10 protein-coding genes and 1 pseudogene are annotated in these 14,699 nt (G+C 38.4%); 5 read left to right on the forward strand and 6 right to left on the reverse strand.

All coding sequences use genetic code 11. The features are described 5' to 3' along the window. Positions 1-38: 38 nt before the first annotated feature. The 5 genes and pseudogenes from AC23ME_RS09530 to AC23ME_RS09550 all read right to left on the reverse strand — a co-directional run. Positions 39-353, reverse strand: a pseudogene (locus tag AC23ME_RS09530) (four helix bundle protein); the annotation flags it as partial. A gap of 168 nt (positions 354-521) precedes the next feature. Continuing rightward, positions 522-1,577, reverse strand: coding sequence for an ABC transporter permease (locus AC23ME_RS09535; protein WP_487727528.1), 1,056 nt, complete (start codon positions 1,575-1,577; stop codon positions 522-524). Beyond that, entirely contained in the window at positions 1,577-2,728 is a 1,152-nt protein-coding gene (locus AC23ME_RS09540) for a BT_3928 family protein (protein WP_487727529.1), read from the reverse strand. Before AC23ME_RS09540 ends, AC23ME_RS09535 begins: the two co-directional genes overlap by 1 nt. Before the next feature lie 147 nt (positions 2,729-2,875). Continuing rightward, entirely contained in the window at positions 2,876-3,622 is a 747-nt protein-coding gene (locus AC23ME_RS09545; protein ID WP_487727530.1) for a phytanoyl-CoA dioxygenase family protein, read from the reverse strand. Between the two features lie 26 nt (positions 3,623-3,648). Beyond that, a complete protein-coding gene (locus AC23ME_RS09550; RefSeq protein WP_487727531.1) occupies positions 3,649-4,191 on the reverse strand; it encodes a DUF1599 domain-containing protein in 543 nt (180 codons plus the stop codon). A gap of 170 nt (positions 4,192-4,361) precedes the next feature. Between AC23ME_RS09550 and folP the strand changes: the two genes are divergently transcribed. The 5 genes from folP to AC23ME_RS09575 all read left to right on the forward strand — a co-directional run bounded on the left by folP (position 4,362) and on the right by AC23ME_RS09575 (position 11,569). Beyond that, the gene (gene folP, locus AC23ME_RS09555) at positions 4,362-5,213 is read left to right on the forward strand and encodes a dihydropteroate synthase (protein WP_487727532.1); all 852 of its coding nucleotides are present in this window, start codon (positions 4,362-4,364) and stop codon (positions 5,211-5,213) included. A gap of 51 nt (positions 5,214-5,264) precedes the next feature. Beyond that, a complete protein-coding gene (gene cdaA, locus AC23ME_RS09560) occupies positions 5,265-6,056 on the forward strand; it encodes a diadenylate cyclase CdaA (protein WP_487727533.1) in 792 nt (263 codons plus the stop codon). 242 nt (positions 6,057-6,298) lie between these two features. Continuing rightward, positions 6,299-8,812: a YfhO family protein gene (locus tag AC23ME_RS09565; RefSeq protein ID WP_487727534.1), complete on the forward strand. Its 2,514-nt coding sequence runs from the start codon at positions 6,299-6,301 to the stop codon at positions 8,810-8,812. Positions 8,813-8,970: 158 nt separating this feature from the next. Beyond that, on the forward strand, positions 8,971-9,711 hold the full coding sequence (locus AC23ME_RS09570) for an EcsC family protein (protein WP_487727535.1): 741 nt from the start codon (positions 8,971-8,973) through the stop codon (positions 9,709-9,711). A 232-nt stretch (positions 9,712-9,943) separates the two neighbouring features. After that, complete coding sequence (locus tag AC23ME_RS09575) at positions 9,944-11,569, forward strand: ABC-F family ATP-binding cassette domain-containing protein (protein ID WP_487727536.1); 1,626 nt, start codon at positions 9,944-9,946, stop codon at positions 11,567-11,569. A 117-nt stretch (positions 11,570-11,686) separates the two neighbouring features. Here AC23ME_RS09575 and AC23ME_RS09580 read toward each other — a convergent pair whose 3' ends face one another. Continuing rightward, a complete protein-coding gene (locus AC23ME_RS09580; protein ID WP_487727537.1) occupies positions 11,687-14,620 on the reverse strand; it encodes a TonB-dependent receptor domain-containing protein in 2,934 nt (977 codons plus the stop codon). Between the last annotated feature and the right edge of the window lie 79 nt (positions 14,621-14,699).

Consider the following 14,699-nt stretch of genomic DNA (forward strand, 5'->3'; position numbering starts at 1 on the left):
GAATTGGTTAACTGGTTAATTGTGTCCTGAATATTAGCTTAGCCGTTTTTTAGTATTGAGTTTTTTAATGCATTTAACTTGTTGGTTATCTCATCTAACTTCAATCTGAAGTATTCATATTCCTCTTCCGTAATAAATTCTAAATCAAATGCGCCAACAATATGGTTAACGGTTTCAATAGCACTAGAATAAGACATCGTAATAAAATGAGCCTTATCTTTGGCTGTAATTCTTGTTGAGCCTTCAGCTAAGCAATCGCCAATGCTACTTGCCGAACGTTTTATTTGGCTACCTAATCCGAATATTTCTTCTCTAGGGAATTTTTTAGTGAGGAGATAGATTTCCTTCCTAAATACCCTGGCTTTTTACCAAGTTTCTAGTTTTTCAAAAGAGTAGATATGCATTTTGGGTTAACTGTTTAAATTGTGAAATTGGTTAACTGTATAATGCAATTTAACAATTATTCGTAACGTAAATCAACAATTAACCAGTTAACCAGTTTAAACAATTAACCCACCCATCTATGCTAATTTCACCCTCGGGTCTATCCAAGCGTAAAGCAAATCTACCAAGATATTTACCACCACAAATACAAAGGCGATGAACAAGATAGAGCCCATTACCACAGGGAAATCTGACATTTCTAGCGCATAAACTGTAGTTCTACCTAAACCATTGTATCCAAAAATATATTCTACAAAGAACGAACCCGCCAACAGAGAAGCAAACCATCCAGAAATTGCAGTAATTACCGGATTTAAGGCATTCTTTAAAGCATGTTTATAAATTATCGTTTTACGAGATAAACCCTTTGCTCTTGCAGTGCGGATGTAATCTTGAGAAAGCACATCTAACATCGCACTGCGGGTTAATTGCACAATAATTGCCAGCGGCCGTAAGCCTAAAGTAATCATCGGTAACCATAAATTTCTCAAGGTCATTACTTCTCCCTCAAATGGGTCGTAACTGTACAAACTGCCACTCATATTCAGTCCCGTATAATCGGATAGTACAAAACCGAAGAACCAAGCTATGATAATTCCAGCGAAGAAAGCAGGAGCTGATATTCCCAAAATGGCGAACATATTGGCAGCTTTATCTATCCAAGTGCCTTTGTAAACTGCGGAAAGCACACCTAAAAACACACCAATAATTGTTGCGAAAATCATCGCTGTTAGCGCCAAAACAAATGTATTAGGAACAGTTTCGGCCAAAACAGCAGTAACATCACGTTTGGTTTGGTAAGAACGACGTAAGTATGGCTTCTTTAAAACCCACGCATCATCTCCAATACTAAACAGTTTCGCATAGCCATATTTCTCTTGATTTTCTGGCGTATTTTCGTGAACGCTAACTGGAGATAAATCGTTCACGTACAAGAAAAACTGCACTGGTTTAGATTTATCCAAGCCGAACTCTTTTCTCACAGCTTCCAGTGATTGTACATCAGAACGTTGCCCCATTGTCATACGAGCAGGGTCTCCTGGCAGGATATTGAACAAAACAAACACTACTGCAACTACACCAGCCATTACAGCCAATCCGTACAATAATTTTCTGAGTGCGTAGATGCCCATTATTTAGCGAAATATTTTTCAGTGAAGTTATCAAATGAAGGTAAGGAATTGTAGTGCCATTTATTCACAATCACTCCATTTTTTAACAACAACACTCCCGGGTTAGCACGAACCATACTTTTCAGCGGCACAGCATCAGCATAAAAAACTTCCATAAACAGTTTCATTCGTTTGCTAAATTGTTCTGCATCTTTCGCCGAATTGGAGGTTAACAATACTGTACGGATGTTAAATTGTTCCGTCGCATTTAAAGCCAAAGCATTTGCTTCTGCAATCGCATCTTCGTTAGTCTCATTCAAATTATAGGCTACAACTACTAAATTATAATAAGGATTTTCGACAATCTCTTTCGTGTAATCTGTTCCCGAAGCATCGGTAATCATCAGGTCTTTGATTTTTACATCATAACCTTTTTTAATGAGCTTTTTAGATGGAGAACCTATTACTTCCCAGTTGTCATCCTTCCAAACTTCCTTCGCCAGATAATCTTTGTCACTCATGGTTTTAGTTTCCCCAGTTTGCTTGTGCTTCAAATCGTACATAATAAGGTACTCGTCAACTGGTGCTCCTTCTGGAATTTTCATATTCTCAGGAATACTAGAGCCAACCTTGTAAGGAAGAAAATCGATAATAGGCAATCTCGTATAAGTAAAAGTGCTAAACAACAAAGATGCTGTGAAAACCCCACCAAATATCCCACTTTGTACGCCTGGTTTTTCAGAAATAGGTTTAATTAAACTTCTGTTGAGATAAATAAACACAATTAGAATTAGCAATACCACATCCTTTGAAAAGGACTGCCAAGGTGTTAACGGAATGGCATCTCCGAAGCAACCGCAAGACGTAACTACCTTAAATGCCGCCGAAACAAATGTTAGAAAAGTAAAAAAGATGATGGTGGCTAAAAGTCCTTTTACTACGAAATTTCTAAAAATACCAAATAATAAAAGTGCGCCAAATAGAATTTCTAGTATGCAAAGCAATATCGCTATTCCAGTTGCCCAGCCGTTTAAGAAACTGATATGGAAAACCTCGAAATACTCTTGTAGTTTGTACCCAAAACCTAAGGGGTCATTGGCTTTTATCAATCCTGAAAAAATAAACAGAATGCCTACAAACCATTTAGAAAACTGAAAAAGTGCTTTTTTCATATTTTTTACTTTTGTCGTCATTTCGAACGAAGAATGAGGAGAAATCTAACAATTCGTTAAGCATTTTGCTAGATTTCTCACTACGTTACTCTTCGTTCGAAATGACGATAATTTATTAAGCAAGCACACGCTGCTTATGTATCTACTTCAATTTAATCTTTCCGACCACTGAAGTCCCTTAGGCAAGTCAACGTCTGAAAATTCTATGTGTATTACTCTTCTTTTTTGTCCGTTGGTGGTTCTGCCAGAGCTATGCAAAATCAAAGGTTTCATCAACATCACTCCTCCACTTTCAACCTCGCAAACTACTTCTTGTTCTATATTCCAATCAATTGTTTCAGGTCTGTAAATTCCTTTAAGATGCGATTTTGGAATAACTTTTAAAGCTCCATTATCGTTATTCGTATCATCTAAATGAATTCTGATAGTGAAATTTCTTTCCAGAATTGCCAACGGAGGTTGCACTGCAAATTGTTGCTGCTTCACAGTCCAAGGGCCGAAACCTTCCATTTCTACCTTTCTATCAACTGAAATAGTCAAATCTTGATGATACGACACGTACCAATTTGATTTTTCGGGCTTGTCAAAGTAGATACTCTTTACGACGAAAACGTTATCTCCAAATACTTCTGCCAACAACTGTTTCAACTTTTCGTTAAAAACTAAGCTTTCAACTGCTGGAATTTCTTTCAAGAACTGCCTAATGGCAAACAAATCTTCCGATTTTCTAAAGGTAGCTTTATCACTATCTGCGGTAGCTATTACCGCGATTATTTGTTCTACCTCTTTTGGAGTATAGACGTTGTTTAGCACCGAAAATCCAGTTTCTTCCAGTTCAAATTTCGCAGTTGAAAAATGGTTTTGCTTTAAAGAATGTGAACTTTCGACTTTCAACTCTCGATTTTATGCTTTTAACTTAATTAACCCACTCCCAATTTAATCAACGCGAAAACTGCGTAGTTCAGCATATCTTGGTAATTAGCCTTAATCCCCTCAGAAGCTAGAGTTTGTCCATCGTTATCTTCGATTTGCTTCACTCTCAAAATCTTCATCAGAATTAAATCCGTTAAAGAACTGATACGCATATCACGCCAAGCTTCGCCATAATCATGATTTTTGTCCATCATCAAATCTTTGGTTTCTTGCACACGCTCGTTGTAATAAGCTTCAGTTACATCAACCGCCAGTTCATTGGGCTCATCTTTATCCAACTCCAATTGCAAAATAGCCATTACACAATAGTTGATAATCCCGATGTATTCAGAAACCACTCCCTCTTCTACTTTAGAGATTTTTTTCTCTTCCAAAGTTCTAATGCGCTGCGCTTTGATAAAGATTTGGTCTGTAATAGAAGCCGGACGTAAAATGCGCCAAGCGGTACCGTAATCTTTTGTTTTCTTAATAAAAAGCGATTTGCAAACCGCTATCACCTGATCGTATTCTAAAGAAGTATTTGCTGCCAAAACAATTAAAATATTTAATTTTGGAAACCGTAGAGGCGATAAAAATCGCGTCATTTCGACAAGGAACGAGGAGAAATCTAGCACATTGAAAGGCTTAAAAACAGATTTCTCTCTACGTTCGAAATGACGAAACGCTTATTAAGACATCTCTACGTAACCGTTGTTAACTGATGGCTAAAGATACATTTTTAAACCGAAAACAAACGCTAAACTGCAAAGGCAAACTTATCGACATAAGCAAACCTTCAGTAATGGCTATCCTAAATATCACTCCCGATTCGTTCTATAACAAAAGCCGTGTGAGTAATGTAGATGAAGCTTTAACGCAAGCTGAAAAATTCATTGAAGCTGGTGCAAAGTTTATAGATGTAGGTGCTTATTCTTCTCGCCCAGGTGCAGCCGATGTGAGTGAAACTGAAGAAATTGAACGTTTGGTTCCGATAGTTGAAGCCATTAACAGAGCATTCCCAGAAACGTTGATTTCAGTAGATACTTTTAGAGCAAAAGCTGCTGAAGAAGCCATTAACGCAGGAGCACACCTCATTAACGACATCGCCGCTGGCAATTTAGACGACAAAATGTTCGAAACCGTGGCAAAACTCCAAGTGCCTTACATTATGATGCACATGAAAGGCACGCCACAGAACATGCAAGACAGTCCGAGCTACGAAAATGTAACCAAGGAAGTTTTCAGCTATTTCAGCGAAAAAATCAAAACTTTAAGTGCTTTGGGTGTAAAGGACATTATCCTCGATCCGGGCTTCGGCTTTGCCAAAACTTTAAATCATAACTACGAGCTTTTGAGGAATATGCAAATGCTCAACTTCTTCGAATTGCCTTTATTGGTTGGTTTCTCCAGAAAATCTATGATTACCAAAGCACTAAACATTAAAACTGAAGATGCTTTAAACGGAACATCTGTACTTAATACCACTGCCCTACTCAAAGGTGCTAACATTTTGCGAGTACACGATGTAAAGGAAGCCCAGGAATGCGTGGAGTTGGTAAAATTGCTTGGTTAACCGATTCAAACAGTTTAAACAATTAACCGAGAATACCTATCTTGTACAACAATGGAAATTTTTGACTTCGATTTTTTAAATATAACCTGGATAAACGTCATAGACATCGCTCTAGTAGCCATTCTCATCTATTACATTTATAGCCTCATACGTAACACCTTAGCGGTTAACTTGGTATTGGGTATGGTGATCATCGTACTCGTATATTATATTGTAAAAGGCCTCCGCATGGAATTGCTGGAAGCCATCATCAATAAATTCATGAGCGTTGGTATTTTAGCCATGGTCATTATCTTCCAACCCGAAATACGACGTTTCTTATTACACCTCGGCAAAACAACTTTTCTACAAAAAAATAAAGCTTGGTGGGGGTATTTATTTGGCAACAAAAGTGCAGAGCAAGATAACCTTTTACGTATCAAACCTATTATCGATGCCTGTAAAAGCATGAAGAAATCACGTACTGGTGCTTTAATGGTTTTTGTAAAATATTATGATGACGAATTTTTTACCAATAGCTGCGAGTTAATTGACAGTAAGATTTCTAAAAGACTGCTAGAAAGTATTTTCCAAAAACACAGTCCTTTACACGATGGTGCAGTGGTAATTTCCGAAAACAAAATCAAAAGTGCAAGCTGCATCCTTCCCTTAACCGATAACAACAAATTACCTGCACAATTCGGATTAAGACATAGGGCTGGCATTGGCGTTTCGGAGGCTACAGATGCAGTAGCTGTAATTATTTCTGAAGAAACTGGAGAAATTTCGTACGCCAAGCAAGGCCGTGTGCGCATGAACGTTTCTTTTGGGGAGTTAGAGAAGTTGCTGAATAAGGATTTTTAGGTAACTGAAATGTTGGAAAGTTGGAATGTTTCAAAGTTGCAACAACCAGACATGATGTAGTCATTCCTTGCTTGATACGGAATCGTAATGCGATAAACAAGGATAGAGACAGGTAAAATGCTTTAAGATTCCCGTTTTCACGGGAATGACGGAAGATGAATGGAATTGCACCCCCTCCTTCACAAACTTTTTCTTCTTAATCTCCTTCAATTTTCTATTTTTGGGCTGAGTTAAAATTTAATATGAATAATTGGTTCAATAAAAATGGCATCCATTTAGCCATTCTAGCAGCATTTGTTGTTATCTGTTTCGTCTATTTCAGTCCAGTTTTGCAGGGTAAAGCACCAGCGCAGAGCGATGTTATCCAGTCTAAAGCCATGCAAAAAGAAATCATGGAGTACAAAGATAAGGATGGCAAAGGACCACTTTGGACCAATCAGATGTTTGGCGGTATGCCGACTTATCAAATTTGGGTACAGTATGCCTACAATGGAGCAACTTACGGCATCGCATTAATCACAAAAGCCTTACCAAATCCAGTTGGAACTGTGTTGTTGCTATTGGTAGGCGCCTATTTTCTTTTCATTACCTTAAAGGTTAACCCTTGGCTGGCAGCCGCTGGTGCCATTGCCTTCGCTTTTACCACGTATAATTTCGTATTAATTGCTACAGGGCATAGCAACAAGGCTTTAGCTATCGGTTTCTTTGCGCCAATAATTGCAGGTATTTTGATGACTTTGCGTGGCAGATATTTGCTCGGCGCAAGTTTGACTGCAATGTTTTTAGCGCTAGAAATTAGGTCTAACCACGTACAAATGACCTATTATCTATTCCTTTCGTTATTAATTTTAGTAGGGATAGAATTATACCAAGCTTACAAAAACAAAACTTTACCAGCCTTTGGTAAAGCTGTTGGTTATTTAGCTGGCTCAGTAGTAATTGCTGTAATGATTAATGCCAGTTTACTTTGGACAACCTCAGAATATGCTGCAGAAACTAACCGTGGCAAATCGAACTTGACTTCTACGGAATCAGGTACAAAAGAAAAAGCTGGTATGAGCAAAGATTATGCTTACGCTTGGAGTCAAGGCGTAGGCGAAAGCTTTACTTTCCTAATCCCTAACTTATATGGTGGCGCTACCGGCATTAGCGAGCTAGTAAAACCAGAAAGTAACTTATTCAAAGCAGTTTCAGCAGATTTTGCCGGTGGCGATCCTGGTCAAACCGTCCAAATTATACAACAATTGGCGCAAAGCCCATACGCAGGTGGCTTTAACATGCAAGAATACTGGGGCGAAAAACCGGGAACTTCTGGCGGATATTACTTTGGAGCTATTGTATGTTTCTTATACGTCTTCGGATTGTTTATAGTCCGCAACCGATTAAAATGGTGGATTTTGGCAACAACCGTGCTGTTCATTTTACTTTCATTCGGCAAAAACTTCCCATTAGTATCTGATTTATTTTACGATTACTTCCCACTTTACAACAAATTTAGAGCGGTAGAATCAATATTGGCAGTAGTTGGTTTAATGGTGCCGATTTTAGCATTCTTAGCTCTAAAAGAGGCGCAAGAAGGAAAACTAGAGCAAAAAGAATTGATTAAAAAATTAACTTGGTCGGCAGCAATAACCGGCGGTTTCGCTCTAATTGTAGCAATTGCCCCTACTTTGTTCTTCAGCTTCAAAACAAACAATCATGCTGAAATAGTACAGGCATTAACACAAACACTACAAAACAATGCTGCGGCAGCGCAAAAGCTGGCTAACGCATTGGTAGAAGATCGTGCTGCAATTGCCCGTGCAGATGCCTTCCGTGCTTTCTTGTTTATAGCAATTGGTTACGGTATTGTTTGGGCCTTCATTACTAAAAAATTGAATGCAAATCTGGCTTTTGGCTTATTAGCCGTGGCTGTTTTAATTGATATGTGGCAAGTAGACCGAAAATATTTAAACAAAGATAATTTCGAAAGCAAATCTACATTGGCGAATTATTTCCAACCAAGAGATATAGATAATCTGATTTTGAGCGATAAAGACCCTCATTATAGAGTTTACGATCAAACAGTAAATACTTTCAGTGATGCTAGTATTTCTAACTTCCACAAAACCATTGGAGGTTACCATGCTGCAAAACTTAAAAGATACGATGAATTAATTCAGCATCAATTCTCTAAGAGCGTAAACCAAGATGTGCTGGATATGTTGAATACCAGATATTTCATTACGCAAGACCCTCAAAATGGTTCGTACAAGATGAATAGGAACGCAACCGCTTTGGGCAATGCTTGGATAGTTAAAAGTGTACAATTCGTAAAAAATGCTGATGAAGAGATGAGAGCCATCAGCAGTTTCGATCCAAAACAGGAAGCTATTGTTGATGAACAGTACAAAAAACTGTTAGATACTACTCGTTTAGGTGCTGATCCAACTGCATTTATCAAGTTAGAGAAATACCATCCAGATCACATGGAATATAGCTACAGTGCGCCTAGAGATGTAATTGCAGTCTTTTCTGAAGTTTACTACGATAAAGGCTGGAACATGTATATTGATGGCGAACAAAAACCATATTTCAGAGCTGATTACGTGCTTAGAGCTGCTCAATTACCTGCCGGAAACCACAAAGTAGAATTTAAATTTGAGCCTAAATCTTACTATACAGGCGAGAAAATTTCATTAGCTGGAACTATTTTATTGGTGCTTTGCTTAGGCTTTGCGGGCTACAGCGAAACCAAAAAGAAAAAAGCAGCATAAAACACTTTATATAGAGCTAAAGCCCTCCGATTTTTATCGGAGGGCTTTTTTGTTCCCGACTTATTACACTGCTCATAGTAACTACTTCTTGAATGTTTTGTGGTTAACTGTAACATTCACCAACTTTTTAACCTCTAAGCTGTTGTAAATTAACCACCATGAACAACTACCATCAGCAAATAGAGTTAGAGCTCCAATTCTGGAAACTTGAAGTGATGAAAAAACCGTCGCTGATGGGAAATATTGCCACAAAAGTTCAGGGGAAAATCAACAGCTATATTCCGCAGAAAATACATAAAGCAATTACCGTTGCCATTAAACAGATGGTGAAAGCAGTACTTTTTGGTTCAGAAATTACCAGCTCTAACATGCCTCCCGCAGAAATGAGTTTAATTCATAGGGAAGCTTTAGTGAAGGCAAAAATTGACAGTTATTGTAAAACTGGCGCAGCCGAAGGTGGCATTACTGGTGCTGGCGGCTTCCTAATGAGCATGGCAGATTTCCCGATATTAATTGCCATCAAGGTTAAACTACTTTATGAAATTGCTGCACTTTATGGTTTTGACACTAGCGATTTTAGAGAACGTTTATACATTCTGCATATTTTTCAAATGGCTTTTTCTAGCCAAGTAGGTAGCCAGAAAGTATTGGCACAAATGGAAAACTGGGAAGACAAACTCTTTTTACTACCCGAAAGAGGAGATGGCTTCGATTGGCAAACTTTCCAGCAGGAATATCGTGATTATATAGATTTGGCGAAACTAGCGCAATTACTTCCTGTTGTTGGTGCCGCTGTTGGTGCTGTCGCCAATTATCACCTCATTAAAAAGCTTGGTAAAACTGCCATGATGTGCTATAGAATGCGAAAACTTAAAACCGAGGGTGGTTTAATTCGATAGTGTAATAACTTGACAATCTAGCACTAAACTTTGTTAATTGCATCAATTTAAAGTAGTGCCTTTGTTAATTAAACCCGATTGAAGCGGATCCCGATTTTTCATCGGGAGTAGCGAAAAGCGGGGCTACAACTGCCAAGTGCTACAAGTTCTGTTTTCCAAAAAAACACCGTCTACCTTAATTCTTTCAGCTTCCACCTTTTTTGCGTACCTTTGCGGCTTATTTTTCAGCAACATGATTTCAGTTTCAAACCTATCGCTACGTTACGGAAAACGTACACTTTTCGAGGATGTTAACCTAAAATTTACGCATGGCAATTGCTATGGCGTAATTGGCGCAAATGGCGCAGGTAAGTCTACTTTCATGAAGATATTATCTGGCGATGTGCAGCAAACTAGCGGTACGGTAGCTTTTACACCGGGCGAACGTATGGCTGTGCTTAAGCAAAACCACTACGAGTTCGACGAGTTTCCGGTAATTGAAACGGTAATGATGGGACACAAGCAATTGTACGACATCATGAAAGAAAAAGACGCCATCTACATGAAGGAAGATTTTACGGAAAAAGATGGTGAACGTGCTGGTGAGCTGGAAAATCTTTTTGCCGAAATGGATGGCTGGAACATGGAAAGCAATGCTGCTACTATGTTGAGTAACCTTGGTATTAAGGAAGAATTTCACCATAAATTACTGAAAGAACTAGATGGTAACCAAAAAGTACGAGTGTTATTGGCACAAGCTTTATTTGGTAATCCTGATATTTTATTGCTGGATGAGCCTACCAACGATTTGGATATAGACACGATTGCTTGGTTAGAAAACTTCTTGGCCGATTACCAAAACATTGTATTGGTGGTAAGTCACGATAGGCACTTTTTAGATGCGGTTTGTACACACATCGTGGATATCGATTTCAGCAAAATGAGCATTTACACCGGTAACTATAGTTTCTGGTACGAAAGTTCTCAGTTGGCTTTGAAACAACGCTCTGACCAAAACAAGAAACTAGAAGATAAGGTAAAAGAATTGCAGGAATTTATCCGCAGGTTTAGCGCCAATGCTTCTAAATCTAAGCAAGCAACTTCGCGTAAGAAAGCGTTAGATAAAATCGATATTTCTGAGATTAAAGCATCTAGCCGCAAATACCCAGCTATTATGTTCAACAATAATGGCGCTCGTGAGGCTGGAGACCAAATTTTACAAGTAGAAAAATTAGGTAAAACGCTAAATGGTGAAGTAATGTTTAACAACATTAGTTTCATGGTGAACAAAGGCGACAAAATTGCGGTGCTTTCTCAAAACAGCTTAGCTACGGCAGCATTTTACGATGTATTAAATGGTACAGATAAAGATTACACTGGTGAGTTCAAATTTGGTGTAACAATTAGCATAGCTGATATTCCTAACGACAACACTGAGTTTTTTGCCAACAAAGATGAGAACTTGGTAGATTGGTTACGTGAGTATTCTGGAACTGATGCTGATGAGCAATTTGTGCGTAGTTTCTTGGGTAGAATGTTGTTTTCTGGCGAGGAAGTATTGAAAAACGTGAAAGTGCTTTCTGGAGGTGAGAAAATGCGCTGTATGTTTTCTAGAATGATGCTACAACAAGCTAACCTTCTATTATTTGATGAACCAACCAACCACTTGGATCTGGAATCGATTACCGCATTAAACAATGGCATGAAGGATTTTAAAGGTACTATTTTATTCACCTCACGAGATCATGCTTTGACGGAATCTGTTGCTAATCGTATCATCGAGATCACTCCAAAAGGAATTATAGATAAATTAATGACTTACGATGAGTACATCAACAATAGCGAAGTAGCAAAGTTGAGAGAAGAGATGTATAAATAATTTACGATTTTAGAAGTACGATGTTAGATTTCTAGTTTCCAAACAAAAAATCCCAGAGAAAATTCTCCGGGATTTTTTGTTTTAGAATAGTTCCTCCTTTGGAGGAATAGCTTAGACCTATGGATTAAACGCTAATGAAACATAGTACATTGCACCTACTTCTGGGTTACCATAAGAAGTAATGTAATATTTGTTTAAGATATTTGAACCACCAATTTTAATCACTGAATTAACTGAAGGCATTTTCAAATTCACTTGAGCATCTACAGTTCCAAATGCTGGCACTTCGCCACCTGCAAATGAAGAGAACCAAGTAAACCTATCTTGCCAACGATAGTTAACATTGAAACCTACGTTTTTGAAAACTTCACGGTTGCTTAAACCTAAGTTATAACGAATTTCTGGTGTATTGAAGTCGTTGTTGTAATCCGTTGGTAAATCGTTCAGCTTGTTATAAGCAACGTTGCCCGATAATGTATACTTACCTCTAACGTAATCCAATCCAAATGCACCACCGTAGGCAGTAACCTTGCCCGTTGCGTTTACTGGCACACCAAATCTTACAAAATTATTACTGTTAGCAACAGTTTCTTGCTGAATGTTGATACCAGTGATAAAATCTTTAAATTCATTATAGAAACCATAGACATCTATTAAGAAATTAGATCCTAACAAACCTTTATAACCTAGTTCGTATGCAGTAACACTTTCTGGTCTTACTCCCCTAGGATCAAATGTGTAGGGCACCAACAGATTGCGATCTCCAGCACCTGTTGGCGAAGCTACTCTAGAAGCAGCATAAGCCCTATAACTCGCTTCAGTATAGCCTTTATTGGTTTGTAAATTATATTTGTTCAAAAACTCTGGTATACCACCAATTAAACGTTGTGTACCACCTCCAACTGATAAATCAATGTATTGGTTTTGTGTTGTAGGGTTGCGGAAACCAGTTTGAAAAGATGCACGAATGTTTGAGTTTTTAGCTACAGTCCAAACGCCTGTTACACGCGGAGTAAAGCGACCATCGAAGTTTTGGCTTTTATCATAACGACCAGCAACAGTTAACTTGAACACTTCGCCAAATTTTCTACCTAACTGACCGAAGGCTGCATACTCGTCAATATCGATTTCTCTATTTAAATCATCGAAAATAGTACCTCCAGAGTTTAAGTCGAACCTACGTGCAGAGGCTCCAACCTGAAATTCGACCGCATTATTAAACATTCTCGACAGGTTGTACATACCTTCGTAATGGTACAAGTTAGATTTATCATTAAACTTAGCGCCATATACCCCTGCACCCATATTTGTTTGGCTGATATAAGTATTACGTATCTGTTCTGCAGCACTATTAAATTGAGCAGAACCAACTTCAAACCTTCCTTGATCTGCTGCCCTACGTGCAGCTGCATGTGCTTGAGCATCTGTCAATCCTGCACCTCCTTGGGCAACAGGCAACCTAGCTCCTATATAATTACCGACATACTGAGGGAACCATGTTTGTGATGGTTTAGATTTTTCATTAATATAGCTTCCCAAAATTGACGAAATGTAAGAATCGCCTGAACGCTCTTGCGTGGTGTATCCTCTAATATAAAAATCTTCGCCTTTTAGCTCTAACTTATACAATCCGATATTGAAGTTGCGTAAAGAATACCTGTCAGAACCAGTGTAAACAGAAGTACCAGTCCCCCAATTTGCTTGAGCAGATAGCTGAATTGTATTCGTTAAATTGTAGTAAAGACCACCAGACATTTTTAACGATTTGGTATCGTAGTCAACTAAATCAATTTCATTATAACCCGTTCTAGACACGTTTTGATTAGGAAGAAGACCGGGAGTATTTATTCCAGCAAAAAATGGTCTTGTTGTTGCATTTGTTGCTAAGAAATTATTCAGTGCTGCCAAACCAGGGCCTGCTCTAAATGCATCTATTTGAGCTTGGGTTGGAGCCTGTGGCAATCCGAGTGCAGCCTGCACAAAACCTGATGTACCTGCACCAATAACTGCATTTGCTACCCCCCTCATGTTTTGGTTTACTTCGTCACCATACACATTTACACCATCATAATTTGGATCAGATTGACGAGTACCATCTTTGGGTGTGTTACCAGTTCTGTCGAAATTAGAATAGTTTGTACCAAACCAATCTTTCGCTTGTAAAAATGAGAATGCAAACTTAGCACCAAACTTGTTATTCCAAGATTTCGCCATACGCATATCGAATTGCCTAAACTCTTGCGGATCCATGGTTTTACCATTTGAAAGCATTGTTTTATCATTAACGTGGTTTAAACCCGTTTTCATTTGGAAGCTTACACCTTGATATTTAAATGGATCTTTAGAAGTCATTAATAAAGTACCGCTAATACCACCAGCACCATATAATGCTGAAGAGGCTCCAGGCAATAACTCTACATTATCAACATCTAATTCTGTGATACCTACAATATTACCAACCGAGAAGTTTAAGCCAGGCGCCTGGTTGTCCATTCCATCAATCAATTGATTGAAACGAGTGTTACCATTGGCGTTGAAACCACGTGTATTGTAAGATCTAAAAGTTAAACTTTGTGTACTCATCTCCACCCCTTTGATATTTTGGATGGCATCATAGAATGATGGAGCGGCAGCTTCTTTAATTTGAGCTTGTCCCATACGCTCAATGGTTACAGGAGATTCTAAGATACGCTCCGGTGTTCTAGACGCAGATACTACTACTTCCTGACCAAGTATTGCTCCAGACTCCAACTCGAATGTTAAACCTGTTGCTGTGCCAGTAACTTGTTGTTCTACCGTATTAAAACCTACAAACGTTACGGCTAATGTAAATGGAGGTTTTTCGGTTGTTGTAAATGAGAATCTACCATTTTGGTCGGTAGAAGAACCTATCGTCTTCCCTTTCACCGTGACACTTACCCCCGGAATAGGTTCTTTGGTTAGCTTGTCGGTAACTGTACCACTAACCACAATGCTTTGCGCAATTGCTGCGAACCCAGTCCACAGCAAAACACCAAGCACAAGAATGACTTTAGTAAAGATTTTGTTCATACGTTCAGTAGTTTATATTTGTTTATAACATAAACTTAATACATTTTTTAAAACTTACAAATAAAATTTTATGCAAGCA

The sequence above is a fragment of the Pedobacter sp. T50_32 genome (genome assembly GCF_057652195.1).

What these genes read in the sequence shown, in the direction of transcription:
- AC23ME_RS09540 (WP_487727529.1), bottom strand. Translation starts at nt 2,728, where the DNA reads ATGAAAAAAGCACTTTTTCAGTTTTCTAAATGGTTTGTAGGCATTCTG.
- AC23ME_RS09535 (WP_487727528.1), bottom strand. Translation starts at nt 1,577, where the DNA reads ATGGGCATCTACGCACTCAGAAAATTATTGTACGGATTGGCTGTAATG.
- AC23ME_RS09570 (WP_487727535.1), top strand. Translation starts at nt 8,971, where the DNA reads ATGAACAACTACCATCAGCAAATAGAGTTAGAGCTCCAATTCTGGAAA.
- AC23ME_RS09575 (WP_487727536.1), top strand. Translation starts at nt 9,944, where the DNA reads ATGATTTCAGTTTCAAACCTATCGCTACGTTACGGAAAACGTACACTT.
- AC23ME_RS09580 (WP_487727537.1), bottom strand. Translation starts at nt 14,620, where the DNA reads ATGAACAAAATCTTTACTAAAGTCATTCTTGTGCTTGGTGTTTTGCTG.
- AC23ME_RS09565 (WP_487727534.1), top strand. Translation starts at nt 6,299, where the DNA reads ATGAATAATTGGTTCAATAAAAATGGCATCCATTTAGCCATTCTAGCA.
- folP (WP_487727532.1), top strand. Translation starts at nt 4,362, where the DNA reads ATGGCTAAAGATACATTTTTAAACCGAAAACAAACGCTAAACTGCAAA.
- cdaA (WP_487727533.1), top strand. Translation starts at nt 5,265, where the DNA reads ATGGAAATTTTTGACTTCGATTTTTTAAATATAACCTGGATAAACGTC.